Below are 24,855 nucleotides of genomic sequence, written 5' to 3' on the forward strand. Positions count from 1 at the left end.
CTTCACGCCTGCACACCCAGCACCTACTACCGTCACCGCGTCTGAACCTTACATTCCCCAACAGCCCCGCACGCCATCGCCGAGCGGCGGTTCAGTCCATCGACGTTTATCTGCCGCCGCAACACCAGCGCGCTCGATCAGCGTCGGCACGGCGTCAGATAAATGCTCTCCGATAGTACGCGTTCGACGCCCACACCCACGGCCCTCGTAGGAAACTGAAATGTTGGCCTTTGGAGATCAGTGAAAAGTGTGTGCCTTGGCTTTTGAGGCACCCAGGAGCGGTACTGAAATGTTCGCTGCTTTCCTACACCAGCCAGGGGTGTAGGAACTCATCGAACTTTTCAGTCAATCAATCATTCAAGTCATTCAAGTTTTCAGTCAAATTGCAGTAGCCGGGCTCCGGATCATCATCTTTTCAGTTGCCTGCCGCAGGTGGTCACGAGTGTCTCAGTTGCAGCGGGAGCACTCCTGACCCGCGCGCCGACCGATGACTCATGTCGGCCAACTGCCGACGTTACTGAGGGACCTTCATCGGAACGCGGCCAGGCGCATACGTCCCGGGGCATCCTGGCTTCGGCGCCGCCAGGCCCGACGCGACCTAAGACGTCGAACTCTGGTGAAGGTCTCGTGCGAATGCAGCTGCAATAAAGTCCACAAACGCGCGCACCCGCCCCGCGAACTGGTGCCGATGTGGATATACGGCATAAATGTCCGCGGGCGGAGTTTCGTAGTTCGCCAGCACTTGCTTGAGACGACCAGTGAGGAGGTGCCTTGCCAGATCCCACTCGGCGCGCAGCAAGATGCCGTGACCGTCCAATGCCCACTTCACGGCAATGTCCCCGTCGTTGGTGCTCATCGCACCTTGAACCTTCACCACCTCCTCTCGACGCCCAGAACGCAGACGCCAGACGCCATAGGCATCCTCCCCATGACGGATGCTGATGCAGTTGTGCGCTGCAAGCTCGCGTGGTGACCTGGGGGTGCCGCGGCGTTCGAGGTATGACGGTGAGGCGCACAGCAGCCGCCGATTCGGGGCAAGGAGCCGCGCCACGACGCGTGCATCCGGTGGTTCCCCGAATCGAATGCAGACGTCGAACGAATCGTCCGTCAATGGGGGAGGATTGACAGACAAGTGCAACTGGACCTGCACCTGGGGATGCGCCTTGCAGAACTTGGACACTAGAGGCGCGATCTGATTGCGCCCGAAGCCCAAGGTGGCGTTGATCCTTAGAAGTCCTGTTGGCTTGGTCGTCGATTGCGTCAACTGACGCTCGACGTCATCGATGTCCGCGAGGATGCGTCGCGCACTCGTTAGGTAGAGTTCTCCTTCGGTGGTCAGCCCGATCCTCCGAGTGGTCCTGTTCAGCAAGGTGACGCCAAGCCGTGCCTCCAGTTGGCCCAGCCGTCTCGACACGACGGGGGCCGTGACGCCCAGCTCCCGAGCCGCCATGGCGAGACTGCCGCTGCGCATCAGCAGGCTGAAAAATTCCATCTCCGACGACGCGGATGATTGACCTGACATTCGTAGCCTCCAGCACAACAATGCATTGCATTTTCCGGCGATCCTTAGGTGCTGGCCAGCTTTAAAGTTCTCTCGCCGGTTTCGAGACGGCATCTGTACCGACAAGCCAGAGTGCTGTTGTGCGGGTTTGGAGACCATGAATCAGGAGACATCGATGACCCGTCCGTTCAGCTCAAGCAGGCGCGCCGTCTTGGCCATCGCTGCAGCACTACCGCTCGCAGCATTGGCCCAAGCCCCCAACTATCCGACAAGGCCTGTGTCCATTGTCGTGCCGTATTCGCCGGGCGGAACGACCGATTTCGTCGCTCGCGTGGCGGCGACATACCTCGGTGCCGCTACAAAAGGTACCTTCATCGTCGAGAACAAGCCGGGCGCCAGCGGCACGATCGCCATGGCATATGCCGCGAAGGCCGCACCCGACGGTCATGTGCTCTACATGAACGAGATGACGTCGACTGCCGTCGGTGCGCTTATCCCCAATCTCAGCTTCGACCCCGACAAGGCCTTCACGCCCATCGCGATCCTGGCCGAGACCCCTTACGTGCTGGTGGTGAACGACAAGGTTCCCGCGAAGACCTTGAAGGAATTCATCGCCTACGCGCGTGCCAATCCCGGCAAGCTCAGCTACGGCTCGGGCGGCGTCGGCAGCGGGCCCCACCTGGCGGGCGAGCTATTCAAGTCGCTAGCTCAACTCGATATTCAGCATGTGCCCTACAAGGGTTCTGGGCCGGCGCTGCAGGATTTGCTTGGCGGTCAGATTGACATGCTGGTTACAGCAGCGCCAACCGTCGCGACGCTCGCCGGCAAGTTGCGGCCGCTAGCAGTCGCCAGTGACAAGCGCTTGGCCATCTTGCCCGACGTTCCGGCCGCCCCTGAAGCCGGGCTTCCTGGTTTTGTGGTCAGCAACTGGTTCGGCTTGGCGGCGCCGCGCGGCACGCCAGAGGCTGTCATCAAGACGATCAGCACGGCGGCAGACGCTGCCCTGAAGAATCCCGAGGCAATGCAAAAGCTTGTCACTGGCGGCGCAGAACCGCTCTACATGGGCCCGGAAGGCGCGCGCCGCAAGGTCGAGTCCGAGACTGCGAAATGGTCGGCCTTGATCAAGAAGGCCGGCATCAAAAACGACAACTGAAGCGCACTCAAGTCGAATCCACGCTCTCAAAGGCAAATCATGAAGATCACCAAGGTTGAACCCCTTCACGTCGGGCAGTTCATGTTCGTCAAAGTCTCTACCGACGAAGGCATCGTCGGTTACGGCGAAGCCGGTACCTGGGGCCACATTGAGGCCGCGGGCGCGTGCATGCTTCGCTTCGGGGAATATCTGGAAGGCAAGGACGCGTTCGCGATCGAGCACCACTGGAACGTGATGCACCGCTTCAGTTACTTCCAGGGGCTGGCCATCAATGCGGCCATCTCGGCCATCGACATGGCGTTGTGGGACATCAAGGGCAAGGCACTGAACGTGCCGATCTACGAGCTGCTCGGTGGCGCCGTGCGCACCAAGGCGCGCATCTACGGCCACATCTACGAGCACTCGATCGAGAAGATGCTCGAAGAGTGCCAGATCAAGATGGAAGCCGGCTTCACAGCATTCGGGCACTTGAATCCTTTCCTCGACGAAGGCAATGATCAGGTGTACTTCAAGACGCACATCAAGAAGATGCGCGATGCCATCGACAACACTCGTCGGATGCGCGAAGTCGTCGGCGATCGAGTCGACCTGCTGATCGAAATTCATCGCCGCCTCACGCCGGCCGAGGCCGTCGTCTTCGCGCGCGGTATTGAAGACACGCACCCGATGTTCATTGAAGATCCGATTCGTCCAGAAAGTGCAGATGCCATGGCACGAGTGGCCGAGAAGATCCATATTCCGATCGCCACCGGCGAGCGGTTCTCGAACATCTACGAGTTCCAGGCGCTACTGTCGCGTGGTGGGGTCGAGTACGCACGGGTGGACCTGTGCCTGTGCGGAGGCATCACCGGTGCCAAGAAAGTGGCCGCCATGGCGGAAGCCCACAACGTCCAGGTGGTGCCGCACAACCCGCTGTCGCCGATCGGCCTGGCCGCATGTTTGCAACTCGACGCCGCGATCCCGAACTTCGCGATCCAGGAGTACGCCACGGGCTTCGAGGCTGGCGTCTTCGAATCTCGCCCGGAGCACTTGGGCAGCAACGTCGTCGACAAGGTGCCGCTCCCGCTGAACGGCTTCGTGGACATCCCGACCGGCCCGGGCCTCGGCATGAACCTGCTGCCGGATGCGCAGAAGATCCGACCACCGTTGTCCAAGCCGATCACGATGCGGCCGCACTTTGACGGCTCGATGGTCGATCAGTGACCAGCGCCAGCTGAGTGCAATCCAAATGAGTGGCCAAGTGCTCGTTGCGTCTGCTGATGCCAGCGATTGGCCAAGATGGCCGGATCATCCGAAGTCACGAAAGGGATCTTAGTTCGATTCCGAACCAGGCAGACCTTGAGATCGTCAACGCTGTGCATCGACTGCGCGAAGATGCGCATAGCCAAGAGAACGGCCTCTCGGATTTTCAGTCGAAAGCTCGAACTATCGATGCCCGCGACAGTCTCAGTTGCGTGAGCCATCTCTACCGACCTTTGGGACGCTTGTTCCGTACGGAGGTGCTGCAGCAGCCAGAACTTTCTTAGCGTGTCGCGATGCTCGTCGAGGAGGATATAGCCAGGCGAAAGCATTTGCCGAAGCGCATTGGCGTACGCGCTCTCGACTGATTGGATCGCCGCTTCCAGGAGCGGATCCTGTCCGTAGAAGTAGTCTCCCGAGCACTGATGTTTGACGGGCGCTCGCGGGATGAAACGCTTTCGATCTACGTTGTACAAATTGATGGCCGCATCAGCACCGTCGAGGGTGAACGGACGCAAGTAGCATCGCGGGACAAAGTGTTGGTTCTTGTTGGTTGCCACTGCTTGCAGTCAGGAACGATCGAGATCGGCGGCGAGGGGCTCCCCCGCAATTCGGATATGCAGCGCAACCCCTCAGAATGACTTCCTCGACACTACGTCAATCATTGGCATCCGCCGGGCTGGCCTTCTTGCGTCGCGGCTTGTGTTCTCCTCGTCATTGTCTTGCATGGCAGCGTCGACCGGTTTGCCCGGCACTCTAGCGACGGAGGCGCTATGTCGGCGATTTCGTTGGATATCAGGATCGATTTCGTGATTATTGCCACATGATGTGGATCTCATATCGGCGCCCAAATCAGGGACATGCGACTATCGCGTTCATTTGCGCGACGTTTCGACTTCGGAGCTGGCTCAAGGGCAGTGTCATAGAGATCACGATATATGCATGGCGACCGTGGTTCGGCCAGGGCTTGGTCCATACGGCTGTCGTAGTATTCGTGATTGCCCGGTACGTAGACCACCGGCTTGGCGGCGAAGCGCGCCTCTGCCCACTCGACGGCGCGCCGGCCTGGCGAATGGATGTCTCCGGCGAGGACCACGACATCGAACTCGAGCCCCTGCGGAGGCTCGAAAGTCTCGAACTCCAGATGCAGGTCAGACAGGATGAGCAGCTTCAAAAGTCGTCTCCTGGCTCCCGCTCCCGCCATTGAACGCCGGGGTTGAGCCACCTATCCATCGTCAATGGATCGATGGCAAGCCACTTCCCGATCGGGTACTCACCCTTGACGGCATCCAGGATCTCTCCAGGTGGCGGAAAGTGCGTCAATGCCCAACGCGCGGCCATTTGGAGGTTGACAGGTACCGGCCCGCCGAAAAGCTCGTAGTGGGCGTACGGTTGAAATCCTATCTGGGCGATCAGTTCGCCAGCCTCAATCACAGCCTGCAAGCGCAACGCAGGCGTGGTGCTGTAGTTGGTGGGCATATGCCCTAGCTTCATGATCCTTTCATCCGACGTCCAAGGTCGTGGCGGGGGGAACTTCTCTTCAAGCGTCATTGCTGCTCCTCAGAGATCAATCCTTGCAATCAAGGGCGCGCACATCACACCTCGTGCCCAAACTCGAGGTGCGGGTCGGACTGAATCAGGGTCTTCATGGGAGAGATCTTTCGAAGTGAACGCACGTAAGGCCGCCTCGGCTTCACTGTCAAAGCCAACGAAGGATCCGCAGACGACCAAGTGGTCCTTGTGCCGGTCGAACTGCCATTCGGCATCGTCAAGGGCCACCCACGGCTCATCGACCGCGTCGTGAAGGTGGAGCCAGGCGAGGATCTCTTCTTCGCGATGGGCGAACGGGTGAGGACGGCCGAACGTCCTGGGGGGCGTCGCGCCGAGGATCCGAGCGCGGATGTCTTCCGCGAACGGCTTCAGCAGCGTCTCGTAGGAAAGCCGCTCGCGCCAACTCGAGCTGATGACGATCCTCACGTGCGGGAACTCGCGCAGTAACTGCTCCAGGCGTGGCAGGAAGCAAAAGTCCGAGCCGTCGTTGGGCAGGTGCCCCTCCCCCTCCGGGTGCAGCACTCCGTCAAAGTCGAGAAACAGGATCACCTGGCGCGTGTCCATCCTCAACTCCTGACCACAAAAACAGAGATCTCATCACCGTCGCCATCCTTAGGCCTTTGAGAGGTCGCTGGAGCCACCGCGCGCGGCCTGGGGGCATCGAAGTCGTGATCCTCGAAGTGACGACGCCCCTCGTAGGCGGCCGCACCCAAGGCGCGCTCGCTGACCATGCGGATCTGGCGCGGCGTCATCCACGCCAGGCGGCAGATCTGAAGGTCCGTTGGCCGAGCGAACGTTGCCCGCACCTCTTCCCGCGGCACCATGCGTTCGAGCGTCGCCTGGAAGATGCTGTGCGCGAGCACCAGACGACCGTCGACGTCCGGCTCCTCGATGAAGAACTCAAGAAAGCGCGAGCGCACCGGCTCGCTGATGCGCTCGGCGTCGTTTGCCGTGGCCACATAGACCACGTGGCTCGCGTCGAACTCGAAGTCGACACTGACATCCTTCACCTTCGACGCCGTGGCCGGCTCGAGCAAGGAGAGCAACGCATCAACCGGGCGGTAGTGATTCCCTCCATGGGCGCCCTTATCGAGCTCATCGAGCAGGACCACAGGGTTGGCCCTTTTGCCAAGAACGATGAGCTCCCAGAGGGCGCCTACGGCCGAATTTGCCCAGTGCCGCTCCGAGCCGCGCAGGGCCGAGTTGGACTGCGGGTTGTCAAACGGCTGCCGGTGGATCGTGGTCTGCAGGACCTCTGCCAGACGCTGCGTGAAGTGCGTCTTTCCGACGCCTGGTGCGCCAAGCAGAAGGACGGGCTGAGGCGTTGCCGGACGGCCCGACAGATCAGCCAGAGCCATCGCACGCTGGATCGCATCGACAACTGCCGCAAAGTTTGGCATCTCAGCAGCGAGCCGCTTGAGATCTTCCCGCCAGGTCGCAACACGCGCGACCGAGCGCCACGGTCCATTGGCCATGGCCTTGGCAAAGTGCTGAAGATCTCTGGTGATGATCTCTCGCTCGACTGCGGAGGGGTGCTTCTTCAACGACTCGAACCGTTCACGTGCCGCATCCCAGTCGAATACCGCGACGGTATCCGGAGGCGCCTGCGGCACCTCGTTTGGGACGGTCAGCGCTTGTGCCGCCTGAAATGGCGTCAGGTTTCTAGCGACTGGGGGCGGTGGAGGCGTTGGAGGCCGGGAGCGCCAATCCTCTTCCACCCTTGCCTTGTGAGCTGCATCTGCTTGAGCTCTTTTGCGTGCAACCTCTTCACGCAGCAGTCGATCGAGTTCGAGTTGTTCGATCTCGAGTTGCTCTAGCACCCATAGCGGCAAGAGGAGTTCAGAAGGCTCGGAAAAGTCGCCGGCGGCTTTGTGAACGCCGAATCCCGGGGGAACTTTGCTTCGTTTGTTCTTGCTGACCATTCGGGGCTCCTTGGCGGAGCCGACTGGTCAGCTCCTTAAGACGGGGACACGAGGTGGAGGAGAGGCGACGTCGCCGCTACTGCCCTATTCGAGGCACGGGTCGAGGAACCCGAGCAAATCGACATGCGCACAGCCATGCGCGCGTCGATAGCGACGCGTTTGGCGGTGAGGGTCGAGAACTGCAGCATGGCGCGGTCTTGGTAAGGCTTGGGGAGCTGGGTGCACCAAAATTCTATCGCCCCTCAAGCCAAAGCCGCAAGCTGCTACCTCCCAGGTCCCACCTAACGTCAAGTCGGTCGCCGCAATAAGCGGCACCCTCAGCCGGTCTTGAGCCCAGGTGCCCTCATACAGCCCCAAGCACGGCAAGCTGAGCTACGGATCTCTCGGATCTTCTTGTCGCGCGCCCAGCACCCGAATCCTTTCGACGGCAAGTAAGGTCTGCGCGGGCACGATCCCAAATGTCGGATGGCGCTCGTACCCAACGTACAAGGCCCTGCAGATCCGCTTTTCGAACGCCATCCGCTCCCGACGCCTCTGCACACTGGGCGGTTCGGGGGAGCTCAGCCCCCACAACGAGCTACTTTGAACTTCCGCGCATTCCAAGCTCGCTAGCGACCGCCCCCCATTCACCCGCATCAAGGTCGTTCCATGTTTCGGACAGAGGCGAACGAACCCAAATCGGCACTCGATCCGGTAGTGAACGACACGACTTTCGGCGACACACGCTCGGCAAAGCGAGAACAGAGGCACCTTGCTGTCGCCCGTCACAACGCCATCTGGCCGTGCCTGGGCAATGAAGCTGCATCGCCAAGCCATCAACTGGGCGAGTTGATCGGCTGTGGTCGCGAGGAAGCGAGCCGACGACTCCAGTTCCCAAGGCCAGCCGAAATCCGGATCCAACCCGCTGCCCAACCCGAGCAGTCGACGGAAGCCGGTCCATGGAATCCGATGGGCCTTTGCCACCCGTTGCAACCACGAAGTCGCTGCCTCCTTGGGTACTGGTACAGGAGTCAAATAGAGACTACCGTGATGAGGAAACGGACGGCCCTTCATCCGTCGCCGAGCGGCCTCGGCGTAGAGGTTGTCAGCGGGCGTCATTCTGGTTGCCCCAGAAACAGCAGGCTCACCGCATGCGTCACGTGCGGCACTTCGACCGTGGATGACTTGGTCAATGCGGCGATCTTGATCGCCTCCCGCCCGATCTTCACCAGCAGCCTCGGACTCGCACCTTCTCGCCTGGCCAAGAACTCAAGCACGGCCTCCACAGCGTCAGCGGTAAACGGTATCGGCGATCCCGCCAAGACCGCGCGGCCGAAGGCTTTCGTCTCGTTCCCCTTGAAATCGAATCGCAGCGTGAGTTCGCCGCTTATCCGAGAAGCCAGCTGCTCATCTGACTTCTGCAGTGGCTTCGCTGATTCGATGCCCGCGAGGATCAGGCAAACGTTGGTCTCGTCAACGAGACGCTTCAGGAAATCGCGGATCTCTCGAAGGTGGGCAACCCGGTTGCCTTCGCAGACGTGTTGGACCTCATCGATGAAAATGACCCTGACGTGGGCGGAGCGAATCGCTTCGAACAGAACGTCCACGCGTTCCACGAAAGTCCGCGACGAGGAGATGGGGTAGTCGAGTGCTAAGAGAAGCTGGCGCACGATCGAGTACATGGTCGGACCAGGCAGGAGGGTGATGAGCAACGCAGAGCGCGTCGAGCGCAACCCGGGTCTCGCAGACAATCTGCGGCAAGCCTCCTTCAAGGCTGTGGATTTTCCCGCGCCAGCAGCCCCGAAGAGCCAGACGCCTTCGGCAGGAAGTCCGTGCGCGACGCTCATGGCTGCGTACTCCACTCGTTTGAGAAAGAGTTCGAGGGCAGGCGTCTCGTGGAACTTTTCTGCCATCTGAAGAACCTGAACGGCGGCTTCGAGCCAAGTCGCGCCATCAAAGACAGCCTTCGGTTTGATTTGGGTTTTCATGATCACTCCTTAGAACAAGATGGCATCAAGCACGCCCTGGTTGGAGTTGACGGCGGGCACCGTCGAGACAGCCGATTTCGCCGCAGGGGCCTTTTGGCTCGACTGCTGCATGCGCTCGCTCTTGATCGCCAGCGCGGACTTCTTCTTGCCCAGCCGTCCCGCCTCGAGCTCCTCTTGAATGCGGCGTTGCAGACCTATCAGGGCTGACAGCCGAATCCGCTCACGATTTCTTCTCAGTTCACGACACAGGAGTTGATGCTCCGGCAGCGAGATTCCACCCGCGTAGCCGGGCCACGTGCAATGCGCCCGGATGGGTTCGCGAGTTAGCGGATCCACCACTGATACCTCACCCAGATCGCCAGGGTTGACGAACACGGTGACCTTGGCGCCGTGCCCAATGCGTCGCACCACGGCAGCGAGTTCATCGCTCACGTAGTGGAGGTTCTCCCACCGAATCCCTTCTTGGTTGACGCTGCGCTCGATAGGCATCGCCGTCAGGAGGTCGATGGCTCGGGAATCACAAGGGATTGCAGGTGGGTGATCGGCCAGCCAGGCGGACATCTCCTGCGTGGGGGTCGTTCGGTGCCCTGGTCGCGGAACGCCATTGATGACATTCACGAAGAAGTGGACCAAGATGCGGATCAACGCGCTCAGCGGGATGACCGCCTTGACGTCTGCCTTGTACGATCGAAAAGACTGCACGTCATCGAAGAGCCGGCCGGGCAGCTCATTGGCGATGTACTCCAAGATATATCCATGCAAGCGTTCCACGAAGGGCTTGCCCCAAGGGGTCCGACGCGGCAGGAACTGCACCGCGGAGCCCATCGCGACGGCTGCACGGACAAAGCCTTCGGCGGTCAGATTGGTTCCGCGGTCGGTGGCGATCGTGCCGAAGGGGCCGGTGTACGGCCAAGCATCCAGTGGAAGGTCGGCCTTCTCGAGGTAATGTGTCTTTTCAGTGAGCAGGTTCCTGAGGGTGGCCAAGCTGGTGAAGGTCGAGACGTCGCCACACCACAGGAAAAATGACGGAACAAACCCCGTCCCCCGATCTCTCAAGGATGTCAGGCGCGGAACTCCAAGCGCCCGCGTGAAATCGTCACTCACCACCATCAGAGGCAGGTAGCAGTCGTCCATCTCGCCGATCTCCATGGGATCGACATCGATGTATGCGCCGCGGGAAACGCGATGCGATCGTCTTGCCTCGTCTAGTCCTTGCCGCCGCTCGGTCCGCTGAAAGCTGTCCAACCGAGCAACACGCCGCTCGAAGGTCCGCAACGAGGCAGGCAGTCCTTTGAATGGCCCATTGATCCGCTCATCGTCTTCGCGCAGGCGCAGATAGTGACGATGAGCAGAGGCAATGCTTGGCTGCTCCTGTTTGAGGTAGTGCTCGTCGATCGCGGTATTGAGGAGCCCTTCATCTCGAGCGTCGATACGGTAGCTTCCGGTCGTTGTCCCCTTTCGCTGAGGTGTGCATGCGTATAGAACGTCGCGGTGGCGGCAGACCCTTTGATGGATCACGATAAGTTGCCACGTGGTGACAGCCTTGAAGCCGCCGGCCTCGCAGGCCTCGGAGACGAGAGACTTGACCGCGGGAGCGTCTTTTCTCAGGTGAAGCCCGGACTTCTTCCAGGTCATATAGGCGAACATCCGACGCGCTTGTTCCCGACATTCATGCTCTGTCAGACCGATGAGCATGCTCTCGTGTCCGGTCGGGGGCTTGTCGATGACCTGGATCGAAGTCGAGGTCGCAACGGTCGTGATCTGAGTGATCTCGCCGGCAGCGACCGCATTCCTGAACTCCTCGTGGGTCCACTTGAAGAGCTCCCCAGTTTCAACGGCTTCGAACTGCACCAAGCCGCTAGGAGCGGAGTGAAAGAGCAGTTGCTGTCCCTGCATTGCGATCATCGTTCCGGTAACGGGTTGAATGAACATGACAGATCTCCTTGGGATTTGGGCAGGCGCGCCTGCAGGGAGACGAGCGCCTGCGCAGTCATTTCTGAGAAACGCCCGGGTCGTCGTGCGAGCACGACCACACCGCGGCGCGCGATCAGGATTCGGAGTTGCTCGACGAGCAAGCAGCGCACGCGACCGTCCGTGAGCCGGCGCAGTCGCAACTGCGCACCGATCGAGAGGGTCACGTGGTAGATGCCGTCGTCGAGCGCGACGACTAGGCCCACCATGTGTTGACGAGGTCAGCGAGCCTGAGCGCAGGCCGTTCGGGCGTCGGCAGCCACAGGTGCGAAGCTCGGGATAGAGGCGCCTTCTCAAGATCCACGGCCAACTCTTGGTTGGCGATGGCTGCATAGACCTTGTTCCACTGAGCGACATCCACGCGATCAAACAGTTGACCCAAGGTGATCGTGCGTCGGCCGATGCGTGAGAAGGCATCTGTGGCAATGCCTTCCGGTTCAACCGCCCAGTAGCGTGAGAGCCGCGAGACGTTGCGCGCGAACACGCTATTGGATCTCCATTCCACCAAGCCGAACCGGTATCGACCTTCCACTTGAAGGTAGCTACCGATGGCTTCGTACTTGCGTCGCAGGACATGCTGCCAATCAAGCATTCCCGCCGGCTTGATTTCGAGGAAGGTCGGCGGACCGTCGTAGGGCCACGCCAGCGCATCGGGGCGGTACTGGCGCTTCTGCATGGTTGAGTCGATCCAATCGATCGGAGCCGGTTTGGCAACGATCCTTAGCAGATCGACAGCCATTCGCAGCGCTTCGAATGTGACGCGCTCGTTCACGCTGGCGAGTTCCGCGTGGACATCCCGGCCAAGCGCCAGGATTCCTGTGGTGGCCCAAGACATGCGGCGCACTTGCGCCAAAGCTGCTTTCATGGGTTTCTCCGGAAAAAGTTGACCCACAGAGAAAGCGCAGCTAGATTTCAGTTCTCTAGGCTGAAGGCTGCCGCTAGCTTTCTCTGATCTAGGCCCCAGCAGCAGCTCCAACTGCGGCTGGGGTCCGGTGAGGATGCTGGTGAATCGCCGTAGTGATCTACCTCCTTTCTTGCCAGGGGGTGCGATGAACGAAGCCCTCGCCTCGCGGACCTGGGATAGATAGGCAAGGGGCTGCCAACACTGAAGCGAAGGCCTGCCCTGGCCAGTTGCTTTCGACAAGTCGACGTGCCCTCGAGGACTGAGCTGCTTGGCAAGTCATGCGCCCAGTATTTCGTGGTCGCCAGTGGCGTCGCAAGTAGCTAAACGCCTCTACTGCTCGACAAAAATGTTGGACTCCGCTGAGGCAGTCTGGCACGGACAATCGGAGAATTCTCCGACTGGCACCGCCGTCTGAACTACGCAGACGTACTGAAAGCGTGGACAAGAAAACCGGAACATTCCGGTTTTTTTCATAGTTGTTTTCTCTTGTAAGTCCCGTCACCGAGGCGTTTCATGACCAAGAGGAACTTGCTCCTTTTGCTTGTTCAAGCCGGTGGGCTCGCGGAGATGATGCTCTGCAATGCTGCCGCGGCTGCGGGGCTTAGGAACACCACGCAACTGTTGATCTGTCTGCATCTACTCGACGCAACCGGCCACCACACTCAGCGTGCAACGGCGTCGGAGCTTGCGATTCGCATGCGAACGCCAGCGGATCGCGTCCGCAAGCAGGCTAACGCGTTGCTCGCAAGCGGTCACATTCGGCGCCTCACTGACGACGACCGTATGCGCGGAGATTGCCATGATCTGCGCAAGCGGCCTTACGTATTAACGCAGCAAGGTTCATGCGCTGCGGCAAGGGGGCTGCATGCAGCGAAAGAGATCGATGCGATCTTCGCGGCGCTCATGCCAACACACTTGGCTGCCGGCCTAGTAACCTTCGACGCTTGGGTCGAAGCTCCGCTACGGCGCGCAATGCTCGACACCCCTGATTCCCTCAAGAAGGCGCTTGATTCAGGTCGCCTGATCACAAAGCGCCGCGGCCTCCTACCAGCCAGCGGCCTTCGAGCCTGAGAATGGCCTCGTGATGTCCGGTCTTAGGTCGCCTTGGCATGCCACCCCGCTTGTCGGTGGCTGGCCGCCTCGTCAGGGTCTATGTAGGGAGCAGTGGGTGCTTGGTCGCCATGCTCCAAAGTGAAGGCGTCAGGCGCGGAGCACATTTCGCGTTTCTGGGGCCATCGAGGCGAGCCAAGGACCGGTGATTGCGTGTTTTGGGTACTGGCGTCGGCTGCCGTGAGGTCCATGCGCCTGGCGAGCGACATGTGGAATCCAAGCAGGCGCTTGTCCGCTTCCAGCCAGCTCCACAGGGCGGTCAAGCGAGCGGCCCCACCTGAGCCTGAACCGCACTGCGGAGGCCGTGAGAAACGGACAAGCCCCTTCAAGCAGCAGCAATCGACCCGCTCGCGGCTTGCCGCATGCGCCGTGCAGAGGCGACCTTGTCGATGACGGAGCGATGTACCACGCATTCACAACTCGGGTCTGCTCGCGTCAGCACGCCAAGAGAAGCCTCCGGTCCGATGACGAGGCTTTCCATCTGAAAGCGCTGCGTGAACTCAGCGTCTGGGTAGAGCAGCGACTTCAGCGCCTGCGTCACCACAAGCGCCGCCGACGCGGTGGCCACGAACGGAACTGACGGGTTGAATCCCTCCTCAATGCCCAGTCCCAAGGAGCGTGACTGGGCCTCGCCGATGGTCGCGCAGACGGTCTTACCTTGCGCCAGCCGTTCACTCAGCCAAGTGCGCTTGGATTCCTCCGCGTCTGAAACATCCTGCTCCGTCAGAGGCCGGCTCAGGTCGGAGCTGAGCGATGTCATGCTGAGCCCGGTCGCCCTCGCTTGAAGCTTGCGTTCGTCGCCGACCGGCAGGCGAAACGAGCACCGCATGCAGGCACCGTGCGGGCGGTCCAGACGATGTGTCATGACCGCCGCGCCGACGGCATTGATGCCTCCGTCGACGAGCACAGAAGGCCAAAGCAATTGGGCGTCGTGCCGGGCGCCAATGTCGTCCAGGCCGTTCAGCACCAACTCGACGGACATGGCGCGCACAAACTCACCCGAGCGCGCGTCCGCCACCAAAGCCTGTTCTCCGGTACAGCGAAGGCCACCAGGACGGTTGAGCCACGCGGCCAAACGCTCGGCCTTCGAGGTGGCGAGCCAGGATTCATCGTCGAGCACGGTGCAGGTGCCCAGGTTCTCGCGCCCGTAGTCTTGCTTGTCGATGATGAGAAGGCGGCCACGCACCGCGAGTTGCGACAGCAGTAGGGCGATGCCGTTGCCGATGGCACCTGCGCCGACCATCACGGTGTCAGGAAGCGAAATCGCGGTGGATAGCGGCGGGCCGAGACCCGTTGGCGACGTGCTCAGCTCGAACAGCGAGAACTGCGTTGCATCGAGCAACGGTGCTTTGTTACGGGGAACTGCGTACACGCGCTTGAAGACCTCGGTGACACCAAAGGATGCCGCCATCAGCGCCGCCATCGGATTGCTCTGGTCGCCGTCCGGAGGCAGGGGCGTCGGCCCGGATGACACACGCGCCACCCACCCGTTCGAGTTGATGGAGGTCCATGGCAGACGAGGGTCGAAACGAGCACCAATGTTGAGGATGGCAGCCGCGGACTCCAGTGCGACCGGAGCGCCTTCGCCTACGATAGTCACCGTGCCTTTGGTCCAGACGCGAGCGGCAAGCTGCCGAACCTCCGTCTCGAAAGCTTCGAGACCGCCCGGCAGCACCACGGTCAAAGGCCCGACGATGCGCGACAGTAGTCGCAGGCTGTTGAGCAGGCACCAGCGCCCGTTCTGGGTGGCGAGCATCTGGCGCTCGCCGGTCAGGATGACCGGCCGAGAAAAGATGATGGCCTCGTCAAGCAGCGAACTTCCCAGGCCTTCAGCAACACCCAGGGGCCGACTCGACGCCACATCGCTAGCGGAATTCATGCCGGCACCTCCAGGTTCACAACATCCACCGTCGCGGCAGAAATCTCGATGCGCCGCGCAACCTCGGCCGTGCCGAGACGTCGGTAGCCGCCACCATCGAAGAGATGGACGCCGCACTCCTCGAGGCCCGAGACCGTACGCTGGGCGTAATGGGGGCACACGACCGACAGGAAGTCCTGGCATCGAATGCCGTACTTCCGATCGACGTCGGACAAGTCGACGAAACGTCCAGGGTGCGAGTGAATTTGGCCCACCAGGTAGGTGCCGAGTTCGTCCGCCAGGTCGGTCAGCCGCGACATTGCATTCCAAGACAGCCGCAGTTGGACTGGCGACGCATGAAAGCCGCCGCCACGCAGCGCCACCAGGTGCGTGACCCGCGCCTGGTTGCCGTCTGAGCTGCCGAGCCAAAGTGCGAGGCCCTCGTTGCCGATGAGACCGTGTGGCCGCATCACGTCGACCGACACATCAAGCAGGTCGGCCGGCAAGGTCCAGGTTGTTTCATGCATCACGGTCCCCTTCCTTGAAACGAGTTGTCCAGCGATGACTGGACATGGAGCAGTGCGTACTGCACCGGCGCCTCGACCTTCGGGAAGGCGTTGGCGGCGGAATGGGCCCACTCGCTGTGCAGACCGTGCCCTTCCGCGGTCCACGGCAGGCAGGCGTCCAGGCAGCCAGGCCGAAACCCGAAGCACTTCGGCCACGCCGCCGGGTTGTTCTCCCCTCCGGTCGTCATGTCGATGAACTTCAGCGACGGCGCCTTCATCAGGTCGTTCCAGCGCAGCCGGGCCTTGAAGAGCTCCTCGGGGTTGCTCAGCGGATGCATGATCGCGAAGACCCCGAGCGGGACGGAGATGTCCCGCTCGAGGCTCCAGCGACATGCCTCTGGCAACGCGAGGACTTCTTCAAGCTGCTGCTCAAAGAGCGCCAGCTCGAAGTCGGTTGCCATGGCCGCTACCCCTGGATGAACTGCTCAAGCAACTTCAGTTCAAGCTGGTGCTTGCCCTGGGCCAGATTGCCCAGGGTTTCGGCCAGGTTGCTCTGAATGACGCCATGGGCGGAGAACGCGTATTCCTTGCGTCCACCGTCCACCGGGCCTTCGACGAGACCGAAGTGGTTGAGTACCACCGGCTTGAGGGTCCCCAGCGTTTCCGTCAGGAGTGCTTTGGGGTCGACATAGGGCTTCGGCGAAGCCAGGTAGCGCACACGCAGGACCAGCGTGTCGTGATGGTGAGCGACATCGTCGCCCGCAGATTGGACTGCTTGCATATAAACCTCATGAATGTTGAAAAACACTACGCCGGCTGCCAGGCCGGCACGGACGTTCCTTGACATTGCAGAGGTCACTGCAGACAATCGCTCCCGCCTACCAAGCAAGGATGAACTGTTTACGCAGCGAGTCGTCCGCGGTCGAGTACTCCGGTATTCGGCCGCTTTCTACTTCTGGGGCATAGAACTCCGTTCATGGCTTGCTACTTGGGCAACCCGGCACGTGGCCGCGATGCGTGACGTATCGTTCATGCGAGTTGCTCCTCGAAGTACTGGCGCACAGAACCTGCATCGCTTACCAGGCTTGAGAGCAGGCGCCAGTTGCCGGTTTCGTGCCGTAGCCGGCCGGCGATGATGGCCGGATGGACGCCCGCCTCACGGGCGAGGTCGAGAGCGTCGCTCAGTTGGTGCGAGGTGGTCACCGCAGCCTTGGACCACAGCTTGGCTGGTACTAGAGCCTCTTGTGCGCCCGCATCGGCCTCGTCTTCCTCTGTCTCACCCTTTCGGGTCTTGTCTTCGAGGTTGTCGGCGATGAACAGGTGATTCCCACGCAGGTGCTTGGCAACGTGCACGAGCTCATGAAGCAGCGCGAACCAGAAGTTGTCCAATCGGTCATGTCGAAGCGTCAACGCCACGATGGGCTGCTCGCCATCCAGCATCGCGGCTCCATCCAGGTAGGTCTTGGAGAAGTGCTTCTCGAAGACTAAGCAGATGCCGTGTTTGCTGAGGAACTCGTGCGCCAAGCGGGGGCCTCCGTCGAAGGCGGAGAGCTTGGCCAGGTCACGCAGCCATGCGCTCGTGACGCTGCCAGGCTTGAACGGTGCGCGCGGCGGTGACTTGCGGGCCTTGTTCACCACCAGCACGCGCCAGACCAGCAAGGCGTGTTCGTCCATGGTGCGCGAACCGCTCTGATGAAGCGGTGCGCGCAGCAGTGCTGGCGCGTGGGCATTTCCGCAAAGCGGGCGCAGCAGCGGCGCGACCAGTTCCTCGGCGTTCTCGCGCAGCTTGGCCAGGCCGTACTTGATGCCGCCGAAGCAGCCGCGGTCCATCATCTCCACCAGCGGGAATTTGGTGTAGTCGTAGTCCGGGGCCTCGCCGCCGACTTCTTCACCGAGGTCGCCATCGCCAATCAGCGATGCCGCCGGAATCCCTAGCCCCTTGTGCAGGCGACGCATCATCGCCACGGTCAGCTGACGCCGGCCGGCCAGGACGTCCGACACTCGTGGCATCGACCCGATATAGGGCACCAGGTCTTTTTTGGTCAGACCCTGTTGCTCGAGGCGGAAGTTGATGGCCTCAATGGGGTCGGTGGGCGGGCGTTTGGCGTGCTCAGCTTCGTAAGCGCCGATGACCAAGCGCAGCAATTCGAACTCGTTTTCCTGTTCGGAACCTGGGTTGAAGTCGCCATCCATCAGGGAGCCCAGGCGCTTGAGTGATTCTTGGTACTCCCCTTGGGTCCTGATGATGCGCACTTGTGAAGTCATGGTGCTGCCTCTCCGTGTGCGGGTTATTTCTTCGACGAGCGGGTCGCGGCCTTCGCCGGCTGGCCGTCGACCCATGCGTTCTGGACAAGGACGATGCCCTTGTCGCACCTGACCTTCGTGTCCACCATGTACAGACCTTGGAGCAATCGGAAGACGACGCGCCCGCTCTTGGCAATTTGGGCGGTGATGTAGCGCTCCTGCAGTTGCCGCAAGTTTGTCCAGGTCGCTGCTTCCACTTCACCCCGCCACGCGGCGACGTGCCCGCGGCACTCCGGGTGCGCGGCAGCGAACTCGTTCAGGATGACGACGCCGTAAAGCTGCATGATGGTTCTCAATATGGGGAATCATACTACAGCCCAAAATGGAGAAGCAATATCGGCTTGGGCCTTCTGGGAAAAAGGGAAGTTTAGATTTGGGCCGGCGTCAACTGCCACGGCGCTTGGGGGCGGCATCAGGCTCGGTGCTGGCGCCTGTGGGGCGCGCTGTCCGATGCGCATCTACTACTGCCGCCACAACTGTGGCGCGCTTGGCGACAGTTACTAGTGGCGCAGCGCGCGGGGGCGAGGCGCCCTCTCGACATACCGACCGACTACTCAGTCCGAGCGGATAGCTGATTGTCTCCTCGCCTTCTGGCGGTGTTTCTGTGAAGTCGATAGGAAACGGGCGCGGACAGCCGCGAGCTTGCGAAGTTAGTGCGCGCTTGCACGGTGCCTCCGTACCAACACATCAGTCGTTGGGAGCACGAGGAGTTTCTCGGCCAGCGAGCCCTCCGTCGGCCGCGGGGGGCGAGGCATCTTGAGCTCCGCGGCGACAGCGTTCCGGTTTCCGGCGCGAACAAGCTCGTTGAAGCGCTGCTCCACCTCAGACGCGGTGCGGCCTGATGCCCTCGTCCATGCCAAGAACTTTCCCCATTCCCGGCCGTCCAGTTCTGTATCGGAGTCCCTTATGAACTTCGACTTGGACATACATGCCTCCTCGTTCGACAGGTCTAAAAAAGCGGGTTGCGACGCGCGAACCAACTCGAGGGACGACTGTAGTCGGGGTTCAAGCGCCCGTGGCAACCAATGGCAGGCAGCAAAACTGGGAGCGTCGTGATGAACTTCCGGGTTTGGGCGATTCCTTCCCTGGCTTGGGGTCCCACTTCGGGCAACTCGGCTCCGGGACCCCTGGCGCCGATACCCGATTAAAAGATGGACAGTTCCGTTCGCGATCCGATTGCACCATCTTTTCTGGACCGACCTGGGCGAACGTTCCACGCGCCGCCGGCGGCCGAAGGTCGAACAACCGGCCTCCTATGTCACCGCGGCGAGGTCTTGTCGTTGGAGTTTCTGAATTGCCAGTCGAGTACCAGGCCACGCATTTCTCGCGGAGCATGGCGATCAAGGTGGCCCCTACTCGGGAGCGACTTTGCCAGCAGCAGCTTGCAGCAAAACTCGCCCCGGCCGAGATGAACCCCGGCATAGCCCCCGTGGCCATCGGTCTCCTGGAAGTCCCACTCCTGCCGAAAGAGCAGTCCCGGACCAGTTCGTCCATGATGGCACTCGAACGATCTGCGCGCGCGACACCCGGATCGATGATTGGCGCGAGCAGAAGGTGAAACTGTACTCGCCGCGGGTCCAGCGTTCATCGGCCCTTGGACGGCGGATGTTTTCACCATCCGAGAACTGGAGCACAAACAGTGTCGCGTCGGCTCAACTACTGTGTCGCATGACACCCGTGTCACGCGACACCGATCCTTCAATTGGCTCATAAGACGCGACAAGGACTTACCCGGCTTTGGTGACGCAAGTCGAGCGTGATTGCGACAGTATTTGTCCGCTCACCACGGGTTTGCGACACTAAAAGCGTCTCGAGCCCCCTATCCGAAGGTTGGGAGCCCTCACGCCTCTCCGCGAGAGGTCCATCAACGGATCGTCGGAGAAATCCGAGAAAAATCAGGCCGGTTCTTGAAGCAAGCACTACCATTTTTGAAGCAACTGGGTCTACTTTCCGAAATGAAGCGAGTAACGGTTCTGGACGTCGCACGTCACGCTGGAATTTCCCCAGGAACCGTGTCCAGGGTGCTAGCGGGAAAGAACTGGGTTTCTGACGTGCGCCATCGACGAAGACCTGCCTGAAGCCGCCGACCTGGCCTAGAACGAGCAGGTCCACATCTGGAACATCAACAACGGCGAACGCTTTGTGACCTATGCGATCCGTGGCGAGCGCGGCACCGGCATCATCGCGACTTGCGCTACATGAACCGCATCGCGTACTCAACTGCGTGAACAAGTAGCCTCTCTCAGACCGCGATGCGCTCGAACAGCGCCTCCCGGTCCGTCGCCACGTCGGCACGCCCCGTCGCCACCACCTGCCCGCGCTCGATCGCATAGAAGCGTGTGGTCAGCTCGATCGCGCGGCGCACGTTCTGCTCGACCAGCACGATCGGAATACCGTCGCGCCGGAGCCCCTCCATCAGTTCAAAAATCTCGTCGACGATCTTCGGTGCCAGTCCCTCGGTCGGCTCGTCGATCAACAGCAGCTTTGGCTGTCCCACCAGCACGCGCGCCATGGCCAGCATCTGCTGCTCGCCGCCGGAGAGCGTGGTGCCGAGTTGTGTGCGGCGCTCGCCGAGGCGAGGGAAGCGAGTGTAGATCTCGTCCAGCCGGCGCCTGGACTCGGTGCTCGACCGGCGCGGCACCTGCATGAAACCGAGCATCAGGTTCTCCTCGACCGTCAGGCCGGGGAAGATGCGCCGGTCTTCCGGCACGAAGCCGATGCCCTGGCGGCAGATGATGTTGGACGCGCTGCCGCCGATGTCGGTACCGTCGAAGGCAATGCGTCCTTCGCTCGGCGCCAGCCAACCGGCGATGGTTTTCATAACCGTGGTCTTGCCCACGCCGTTGCGGCCGAACAGGCCGACCACCTCGCCGGCCTTGACGCTGATCGAGATGCCCTGCAGCACATGGCTCAGGCCGTAGTGCGCATGGACGTTGCTGAGTTCAAGCATGGTTCGCGTCTCCGAAGTAGGCAGCCTGCACCGCCGGGTCGCTGCGTACCTGCTGCGGTGGTCCTTCGGCCAGCTTCTGGCCCTGGTGCATCACCACCACGTGGTCCGACAGGTTCATCACCAGGTCGACGTCGTGTTCGACCAGCAGGATGCTCAGCGATTCGGCCGCCAGGCCGCGGATCATGGCCGCCGTCTCCTGGGTGTCGGTGTGGCTCATGCCCTGCGTCGGCTCGTCGAGCAGCAGCATGCGCGGCCGTGCCGCCAGCGCGACGGCGATCTCGAGTCGGCGCTGCTCGCCGTGCGACAGGAAGCCCGCGAGTTCGTCAGCCTTGGCTTGCAGGCCGAAGCGCTCGATCAGCTCATCCACGCGCTGCAGCGCCGCGCGACCCGAAGCGACCGGCCTCAGCAGCCCGCGGCCCTTGGCGAGAAACTGCGCAGCCAGCCGCAGGTTCTCGCGCACCGGCAGCTCGAAGAACAGGTTGGTGATCTGGAACGAGCGCGCGAGGCCCGCCGCGAGCATGCGATCCGGGCTCGCGCCCGTCACCTCGTGCCCGTCGAACACCACGCGTCCGGCGCTCGGCCGGAAGGCGCCGCTGATCAGGTTGAACAGGCTGCTCTTGCCCGCGCCATTGGGGCCGATCACCGAAGTGATGTGGCCGCGCCGGGCGTCGAAGCTCACGCCGTTCACAGCCACCAGCGAGCCGAAGCGCACGGTGAGGTCACGCACCGAAAGAATGGCGTCGACGCGCGCCGCCGACGCCACTGATTGACGCACCGCGCTCATGATGGGTTCTCCTTGCGCGCCCAGCGCCGTTCGAGCGCCGGCACCAGATAGCCGATCAGGCCCTTCGGAAAGAAGATCACCGCCATCACGAAGATCGCGCCGATCACGAGCTGGTGGTGCGCGGTGAACGAGCCCACCACCGACTTCAGCACCGTGAGGATGGACGAGCCGTAGAGCGCGCCGATCAGCGTGCCGGTGCCGCCGACGATGACGTTGATGACCGCGTTGCCCGACACCTGAAAGAACATCAGCTCCGGCGAGACGAATCCGCGCAGCATCGGGTAGAGCGCGCCCGACAGGCCGGCGACGTTGGCCGCCAGAACGAACGCTGCGAGCTTGTAGCGCCACGGATCGAAGCCGAGGAAGCGCACACGGTGCTCGTTGGCGCGAATGGCGGCCAACTGGCGGCCGAACGGGGTTTCCATCAGGTAGGTCAGGCCGGCGTACAGCGCGGCGATGAAGACCAGCACGAACAGGAAGAATCCGCCCGGGCTGGCGGCATCGACGCCGACCAGGCCGAGCGAGATCTGCGGCACCGGCACGCCGATGAGGCCGTCCGATGCGCCTAGTTCGCGCGTGTTGAACACCACCTTGGAGACCACCTGCGCCAGGCCGAAGCTGATCAGCGCGAAATACACGCCCTTGGCGCGGATCGCGATCACGCCGCCCACCAGGCCGGCCAGCGTGGTGCTCGCCAGCACCACCGCCATCGCCAGCCAGAACGAGGGCAGGCCCTGCTTGAGCACCAGCGCCGAAACATAGGCGCCGAAGCCGAAGAACAGCGCCTGGCCGAGCGGCAGCAGGCCGGTGCGGCCCAAGAGCAGGTCGACCGAGAGCGCGAGACCCCCGAAGATCAGTGCCTCCGTACCCAGCCGGAAGAAGAACACGTCGCCCTGCACGCCCGCGATGGCGGCGAACACCAGCGCGAGGCCGAAGAACAGGAACGCGAGCCAGCGGATCGGGTTGCGCCTCTTTGCCGGCGTGGTAGTCAGCACGCCTGCCGTTGCCGTCAGTTCATGCATGGCCAAGCCTCCCGAACAGGCCTTGCGGCCGCCACATCAGCGTGAGCACCATGATCCCGAACAGCAGCGGATCGCTCCACACCGGCGAGATGTACAGGCTCGAGATGGACTGCACCTGCGTCAGCAGCAGCCCGGCGACAACCGCGCCCTTGATCGACCCCATGCCCCCGATGATCACCACCGAGAACGCGATGAGCACGAAGTCGCGGCCCATGGTCGGAAACACCGAATAGATCGGCGCCAGCAGCACGCCCGCCAGCGCCGCCAGCGCAACGCCGAACGCAAAGGTGCCCGCATACACCACGCCGACCGGCACGCCGAGTGAAGCCGCCATGTGGCGGTCGAACGCCGCGGCGCGCACCATCGCGCCGAGCCGCGTGCGGAACACCACCAGCCATACCGCGCCGATCACCACCGCACCGAAGGCCATCAGGAACAGCCGGTAGTTCGGGAAGAAGAGGCCGAACATCTCGGTCGCGCCCGCGATCGGCGACTCCAGCCGCAGCGGATTGGCACCGAACGCGAGCTTCAGCACGTCTTCCAGGATGATGGCCAGGCCGAAGGTGAGCAGCAGCGTGAGCGTGTGGCGTTCCCGCGAATGGAACACCCGCTGGATCAGCACCCGCTCGCAGGCATAGCCCACCACCGCCATCAGCACCGGCGTGAGCGCGAGCGCCCACCAGAAGGGCAGGCCGACGGCCAGCAGCGCCACCGCGGCGTAGGCGCCGATGGCGTAGAACTCGCCGTGCGCCATGTTGATCACGTCCAGCAAGCCGAAGATGATCGTCAGTCCCAGCGCCATCAGCACCACCGCGACGCCGATGGACGCGCCGTTGATGGCCTGTGGCGCCAGGACAAATTGCAACCAGTCGAGCAGTTCGCCCATGGTGTGTCTCCTGAAACGAGGCGGACCGGCTCAGAACCGGGTGCAGGTATCGGCGCCGATCGCCGCGACCGCGCCGACCTTGCTAACGATCTTGAATTCACCGCCAACCACGCGCACCGCATACATCTCCTGCATGGCCTGGTGGTCGCCGGCGCGCAGGGTCTTGGTGCCCTGCGGCGTCTGCCATTCGATGCCGCGCATGGCCGTGCGCACCTTGTCGGTGTCGGTGCTCTTCGCCTTCTCGACGGCCGCCTTGTAGAAGAACAGCACGCCGTAGGAATCGGCGCCGTACAGGTCGGGCTTGGCCTTGGCGGCGGCTTCGAACTCGCTCACGAACTTCCTGTTCTCGGCGCTGTCGATGCTGGGCGAATAGCCCACGCCGGTGACGAAGCCGTCGGCCGCCTTGCCGATCGCGGCCAGGTTCTGCGAGGTCACGGTGCCAGAGGCGCCCACGATCTGCACGTTGCGCGACACGCCGAACTCGGCGAGCTGGCTGAACAGGCGCACCGTGTCGTTGCCGGCGACCGAGGTGTAGATCACGCCCGGCCGCGACGAGCGCACCTGGCCGAAGAAGGGCGAGTAGTCCTTGTTGTCGAGCGGCGCGTAGACCTCGCCCACCGTCTTCGAGCCCTTGGCTTCGGCCGCCGACTTGAAGGCCGCCACCGTGCTGCGGCCCATCTCGTAGTCAGGGCCGAGGTAGAACACGTTGGCCTGCGGCTTCTCCTTGGCCAGCCACTCGGCCAGCGCCGCCGACTGCATGCCGGCGCGCGCATTGACGCGGAATACATTGGGCGAGCACTTGTCGGTGGTGATCGAATCCGCGAACGACACCGTGGTCGCGATCAGCTTGTTGTTGCGCTCGGCCAGCTGGCCTACGGCGAGCGTCGAGCCGGAGTTGACCGTGCCCGTCAGGAAGTCGACCTTGTTGACCTGGAACAGCTTCTCGGCCTTCTGCGTCGCGACGGCAGGGTTGGCCTCTTCGTCTTCGTAGATCAGCTCGAGCTTGCGGCCCATCACGCCGTCGCCCGCGTTGATCTGCGCGGCCGCGAGGTCGAGGCCCCACTTGACCTGCTGGCCGATGCCGGCATAGGTGCCCGACAGCGGCGTGACCACGCCGATCCTGATCGGGGCGGTCTGCGCCGCGGCGACGAGCGGTGCGGCCAGTGCGGCAAGGAAGGCGGTGCGTGCGAGTGTCTTCATGTCTGTCTCCTTGGGGTGGTTCTTAAA

Annotated in this window: 26 protein-coding genes and 1 pseudogene; 5 read left to right on the top strand and 22 right to left on the bottom strand. The window is 62.2% G+C overall.

Annotation, left to right across the window (positions count from 1 at the left end):
• Positions 1-598 precede the first annotated feature (598 nt).
• Entirely contained in the window at positions 599-1,522 is a 924-nt protein-coding gene (locus ACSQ89_RS29845; RefSeq protein ID WP_436296637.1) for a LysR family transcriptional regulator, read from the bottom strand.
• A gap of 154 nt (positions 1,523-1,676) precedes the next feature.
• Here ACSQ89_RS29845 and ACSQ89_RS29850 point away from each other — a divergent pair, with 154 nt between their 5' ends.
• Positions 1,677-2,654: a Bug family tripartite tricarboxylate transporter substrate binding protein gene (locus ACSQ89_RS29850; RefSeq protein WP_436296638.1), complete on the top strand. Its 978-nt coding sequence runs from the start codon at positions 1,677-1,679 to the stop codon at positions 2,652-2,654.
• Positions 2,655-2,693: 39 nt separating this feature from the next.
• Positions 2,694-3,857, top strand: a complete 1,164-nt coding sequence (locus tag ACSQ89_RS29855) for a mandelate racemase/muconate lactonizing enzyme family protein (protein ID WP_436296639.1) — start codon at positions 2,694-2,696, stop codon at positions 3,855-3,857.
• Here ACSQ89_RS29855 and ACSQ89_RS29860 read toward each other — a convergent pair.
• The 10 genes from ACSQ89_RS29860 to ACSQ89_RS29905 all read right to left on the bottom strand — a co-directional run bounded on the left by ACSQ89_RS29860 (position 3,851) and on the right by ACSQ89_RS29905 (position 12,169).
• The gene (locus ACSQ89_RS29860) at positions 3,851-4,453 is read right to left on the bottom strand and encodes a DUF4238 domain-containing protein (RefSeq protein ID WP_436296640.1); all 603 of its coding nucleotides are present in this window, start codon (positions 4,451-4,453) and stop codon (positions 3,851-3,853) included. The genes ACSQ89_RS29855 and ACSQ89_RS29860 overlap by 7 nt on opposite strands.
• Positions 4,454-4,728: 275 nt before the next feature.
• Positions 4,729-5,067: a metallophosphoesterase gene (locus tag ACSQ89_RS29865; RefSeq protein ID WP_436296641.1), complete on the bottom strand. Its 339-nt coding sequence runs from the start codon at positions 5,065-5,067 to the stop codon at positions 4,729-4,731.
• The gene (locus ACSQ89_RS29870) at positions 5,064-5,444 is read right to left on the bottom strand and encodes a hypothetical protein (protein ID WP_436296642.1); all 381 of its coding nucleotides are present in this window, start codon (positions 5,442-5,444) and stop codon (positions 5,064-5,066) included. The genes ACSQ89_RS29865 and ACSQ89_RS29870 overlap by 4 nt, the downstream gene beginning before the upstream one ends.
• A gap of 9 nt (positions 5,445-5,453) precedes the next feature.
• Complete coding sequence (locus ACSQ89_RS29875) at positions 5,454-6,008, bottom strand: HAD domain-containing protein (RefSeq protein WP_436296643.1); 555 nt, start codon at positions 6,006-6,008, stop codon at positions 5,454-5,456.
• A 2-nt stretch (positions 6,009-6,010) separates the two neighbouring features.
• Positions 6,011-7,366, bottom strand: coding sequence for an AAA family ATPase (locus ACSQ89_RS29880; RefSeq protein WP_436296644.1), 1,356 nt, complete (start codon positions 7,364-7,366; stop codon positions 6,011-6,013).
• 372 nt (positions 7,367-7,738) lie between these two features.
• Positions 7,739-8,464: a TniQ family protein gene (locus tag ACSQ89_RS29885; RefSeq protein WP_436296645.1), complete on the bottom strand. Its 726-nt coding sequence runs from the start codon at positions 8,462-8,464 to the stop codon at positions 7,739-7,741.
• Entirely contained in the window at positions 8,461-9,333 is an 873-nt protein-coding gene (locus ACSQ89_RS29890) for a TniB family NTP-binding protein (RefSeq protein WP_436296646.1), read from the bottom strand. The genes ACSQ89_RS29885 and ACSQ89_RS29890 overlap by 4 nt, the downstream gene beginning before the upstream one ends.
• Before the next feature lie 9 nt (positions 9,334-9,342).
• The gene (locus tag ACSQ89_RS29895; RefSeq protein WP_436296647.1) at positions 9,343-11,265 is read right to left on the bottom strand and encodes a Mu transposase C-terminal domain-containing protein; all 1,923 of its coding nucleotides are present in this window, start codon (positions 11,263-11,265) and stop codon (positions 9,343-9,345) included.
• Complete coding sequence (locus tag ACSQ89_RS29900; protein ID WP_436296648.1) at positions 11,235-11,513, bottom strand: hypothetical protein; 279 nt, start codon at positions 11,511-11,513, stop codon at positions 11,235-11,237. The genes ACSQ89_RS29895 and ACSQ89_RS29900 overlap by 31 nt, the downstream gene beginning before the upstream one ends.
• Positions 11,501-12,169: a hypothetical protein gene (locus ACSQ89_RS29905; protein ID WP_436296649.1), complete on the bottom strand. Its 669-nt coding sequence runs from the start codon at positions 12,167-12,169 to the stop codon at positions 11,501-11,503. Before ACSQ89_RS29905 ends, ACSQ89_RS29900 begins: the two co-directional genes overlap by 13 nt.
• A 552-nt stretch (positions 12,170-12,721) precedes the next feature.
• Here ACSQ89_RS29905 and ACSQ89_RS29910 point away from each other — a divergent pair.
• Positions 12,722-13,279, top strand: coding sequence for a hypothetical protein (locus ACSQ89_RS29910; RefSeq protein ID WP_436296650.1), 558 nt, complete (start codon positions 12,722-12,724; stop codon positions 13,277-13,279).
• A gap of 364 nt (positions 13,280-13,643) precedes the next feature.
• Here the strand turns inward: ACSQ89_RS29910 and ACSQ89_RS29915 are convergent, their stop codons facing one another.
• The 6 genes from ACSQ89_RS29915 to ACSQ89_RS29940 form a co-directional block, all read right to left on the bottom strand.
• Positions 13,644-15,197, bottom strand: coding sequence for a ThiF family adenylyltransferase (locus tag ACSQ89_RS29915; RefSeq protein WP_436296651.1), 1,554 nt, complete (start codon positions 15,195-15,197; stop codon positions 13,644-13,646).
• Positions 15,194-15,682 carry a hypothetical protein gene (locus ACSQ89_RS29920; protein WP_436296652.1) on the bottom strand — a complete coding sequence of 163 codons (489 nt, stop codon included), beginning with the start codon at positions 15,680-15,682 and terminating at the stop codon, positions 15,194-15,196. Before ACSQ89_RS29920 ends, ACSQ89_RS29915 begins: the two co-directional genes overlap by 4 nt.
• Positions 15,683-15,702: 20 nt before the next feature.
• Complete coding sequence (locus ACSQ89_RS29925) at positions 15,703-16,143, bottom strand: hypothetical protein (RefSeq protein ID WP_436296653.1); 441 nt, start codon at positions 16,141-16,143, stop codon at positions 15,703-15,705.
• A gap of 5 nt (positions 16,144-16,148) precedes the next feature.
• Entirely contained in the window at positions 16,149-16,529 is a 381-nt protein-coding gene (locus tag ACSQ89_RS29930; protein WP_436296654.1) for a hypothetical protein, read from the bottom strand.
• A 182-nt stretch (positions 16,530-16,711) separates the two neighbouring features.
• Positions 16,712-17,947 (bottom strand): ImmA/IrrE family metallo-endopeptidase, encoded by a 1,236-nt coding sequence (locus ACSQ89_RS29935; protein ID WP_436296655.1) that lies wholly within the window; start codon positions 17,945-17,947, stop codon positions 16,712-16,714.
• 23 nt (positions 17,948-17,970) lie between these two features.
• Positions 17,971-18,270: a hypothetical protein gene (locus ACSQ89_RS29940; RefSeq protein ID WP_436296656.1), complete on the bottom strand. Its 300-nt coding sequence runs from the start codon at positions 18,268-18,270 to the stop codon at positions 17,971-17,973.
• A 1,671-nt stretch (positions 18,271-19,941) separates the two neighbouring features.
• On the opposite strand from ACSQ89_RS29940, the gene ACSQ89_RS29945 reads away from it, so the two are divergent.
• A complete protein-coding gene (locus tag ACSQ89_RS29945) occupies positions 19,942-20,064 on the top strand; it encodes a LacI family DNA-binding transcriptional regulator (RefSeq protein WP_436297257.1) in 123 nt (40 codons plus the stop codon).
• A pseudogene (locus ACSQ89_RS29950) lies at positions 20,036-20,173 on the top strand (aspartate 1-decarboxylase); the annotation flags it as partial. The gene ACSQ89_RS29945 and the pseudogene ACSQ89_RS29950, both read left to right, overlap by 29 nt.
• A 55-nt stretch (positions 20,174-20,228) precedes the next feature.
• Here ACSQ89_RS29950 and ACSQ89_RS29955 read toward each other — a convergent pair.
• From ACSQ89_RS29955 to ACSQ89_RS29975, 5 genes are read right to left on the bottom strand one after another with little or no spacing between them, the layout of a single operon-like run.
• Positions 20,229-20,936: an ABC transporter ATP-binding protein gene (locus ACSQ89_RS29955; protein ID WP_436296657.1), complete on the bottom strand. Its 708-nt coding sequence runs from the start codon at positions 20,934-20,936 to the stop codon at positions 20,229-20,231.
• Positions 20,929-21,720, bottom strand: coding sequence for an ABC transporter ATP-binding protein (locus ACSQ89_RS29960; protein WP_436296658.1), 792 nt, complete (start codon positions 21,718-21,720; stop codon positions 20,929-20,931). The genes ACSQ89_RS29955 and ACSQ89_RS29960 overlap by 8 nt, the downstream gene beginning before the upstream one ends.
• A complete protein-coding gene (locus tag ACSQ89_RS29965) occupies positions 21,717-22,742 on the bottom strand; it encodes a branched-chain amino acid ABC transporter permease (protein WP_436296659.1) in 1,026 nt (341 codons plus the stop codon). Before ACSQ89_RS29965 ends, ACSQ89_RS29960 begins: the two co-directional genes overlap by 4 nt.
• Entirely contained in the window at positions 22,735-23,628 is an 894-nt protein-coding gene (locus ACSQ89_RS29970; RefSeq protein ID WP_436296660.1) for a branched-chain amino acid ABC transporter permease, read from the bottom strand. Before ACSQ89_RS29970 ends, ACSQ89_RS29965 begins: the two co-directional genes overlap by 8 nt.
• A 30-nt stretch (positions 23,629-23,658) precedes the next feature.
• Positions 23,659-24,828, bottom strand: a complete 1,170-nt coding sequence (locus ACSQ89_RS29975; RefSeq protein WP_436296661.1) for an ABC transporter substrate-binding protein — start codon at positions 24,826-24,828, stop codon at positions 23,659-23,661.
• Positions 24,829-24,855: the final 27 nt, after the last annotated feature.

The sequence above is a fragment of the Variovorax sp. LjRoot175 genome (assembly GCF_964253805.1).
Taxonomy (GTDB): Bacteria; Pseudomonadota; Gammaproteobacteria; order Burkholderiales; family Burkholderiaceae_C; genus Variovorax.

Coding starts and splice junctions, on each gene's coding strand:
- ACSQ89_RS29845 (WP_436296637.1), bottom strand. CDS start 1,522: ATGTCAGGTCAATCATCCGCGTCGTCGGAGATGGAATTTTTCAGCCTG.
- ACSQ89_RS29850 (WP_436296638.1), top strand. CDS start 1,677: ATGACCCGTCCGTTCAGCTCAAGCAGGCGCGCCGTCTTGGCCATCGCT.
- ACSQ89_RS29855 (WP_436296639.1), top strand. CDS start 2,694: ATGAAGATCACCAAGGTTGAACCCCTTCACGTCGGGCAGTTCATGTTC.
- ACSQ89_RS29870 (WP_436296642.1), bottom strand. CDS start 5,444: ATGACGCTTGAAGAGAAGTTCCCCCCGCCACGACCTTGGACGTCGGAT.
- ACSQ89_RS29875 (WP_436296643.1), bottom strand. CDS start 6,008: ATGGACACGCGCCAGGTGATCCTGTTTCTCGACTTTGACGGAGTGCTG.
- ACSQ89_RS29880 (WP_436296644.1), bottom strand. CDS start 7,366: ATGGTCAGCAAGAACAAACGAAGCAAAGTTCCCCCGGGATTCGGCGTT.
- ACSQ89_RS29885 (WP_436296645.1), bottom strand. CDS start 8,464: ATGACGCCCGCTGACAACCTCTACGCCGAGGCCGCTCGGCGACGGATG.
- ACSQ89_RS29890 (WP_436296646.1), bottom strand. CDS start 9,333: ATGAAAACCCAAATCAAACCGAAGGCTGTCTTTGATGGCGCGACTTGG.
- ACSQ89_RS29895 (WP_436296647.1), bottom strand. CDS start 11,265: ATGTTCATTCAACCCGTTACCGGAACGATGATCGCAATGCAGGGACAG.
- ACSQ89_RS29900 (WP_436296648.1), bottom strand. CDS start 11,513: ATGGTGGGCCTAGTCGTCGCGCTCGACGACGGCATCTACCACGTGACC.
- ACSQ89_RS29905 (WP_436296649.1), bottom strand. CDS start 12,169: ATGAAAGCAGCTTTGGCGCAAGTGCGCCGCATGTCTTGGGCCACCACA.
- ACSQ89_RS29910 (WP_436296650.1), top strand. CDS start 12,722: ATGACCAAGAGGAACTTGCTCCTTTTGCTTGTTCAAGCCGGTGGGCTC.
- ACSQ89_RS29915 (WP_436296651.1), bottom strand. CDS start 15,197: ATGAATTCCGCTAGCGATGTGGCGTCGAGTCGGCCCCTGGGTGTTGCT.
- ACSQ89_RS29925 (WP_436296653.1), bottom strand. CDS start 16,143: ATGGCAACCGACTTCGAGCTGGCGCTCTTTGAGCAGCAGCTTGAAGAA.
- ACSQ89_RS29930 (WP_436296654.1), bottom strand. CDS start 16,529: ATGTCAAGGAACGTCCGTGCCGGCCTGGCAGCCGGCGTAGTGTTTTTC.
- ACSQ89_RS29935 (WP_436296655.1), bottom strand. CDS start 17,947: ATGACTTCACAAGTGCGCATCATCAGGACCCAAGGGGAGTACCAAGAA.
- ACSQ89_RS29940 (WP_436296656.1), bottom strand. CDS start 18,270: ATGCAGCTTTACGGCGTCGTCATCCTGAACGAGTTCGCTGCCGCGCAC.
- ACSQ89_RS29945 (WP_436297257.1), top strand. CDS start 19,942: ATGAAGCGAGTAACGGTTCTGGACGTCGCACGTCACGCTGGAATTTCC.
- ACSQ89_RS29955 (WP_436296657.1), bottom strand. CDS start 20,936: ATGCTTGAACTCAGCAACGTCCATGCGCACTACGGCCTGAGCCATGTG.
- ACSQ89_RS29960 (WP_436296658.1), bottom strand. CDS start 21,720: ATGAGCGCGGTGCGTCAATCAGTGGCGTCGGCGGCGCGCGTCGACGCC.
- ACSQ89_RS29965 (WP_436296659.1), bottom strand. CDS start 22,742: ATGCATGAACTGACGGCAACGGCAGGCGTGCTGACTACCACGCCGGCA.
- ACSQ89_RS29970 (WP_436296660.1), bottom strand. CDS start 23,628: ATGGGCGAACTGCTCGACTGGTTGCAATTTGTCCTGGCGCCACAGGCC.
- ACSQ89_RS29975 (WP_436296661.1), bottom strand. CDS start 24,828: ATGAAGACACTCGCACGCACCGCCTTCCTTGCCGCACTGGCCGCACCG.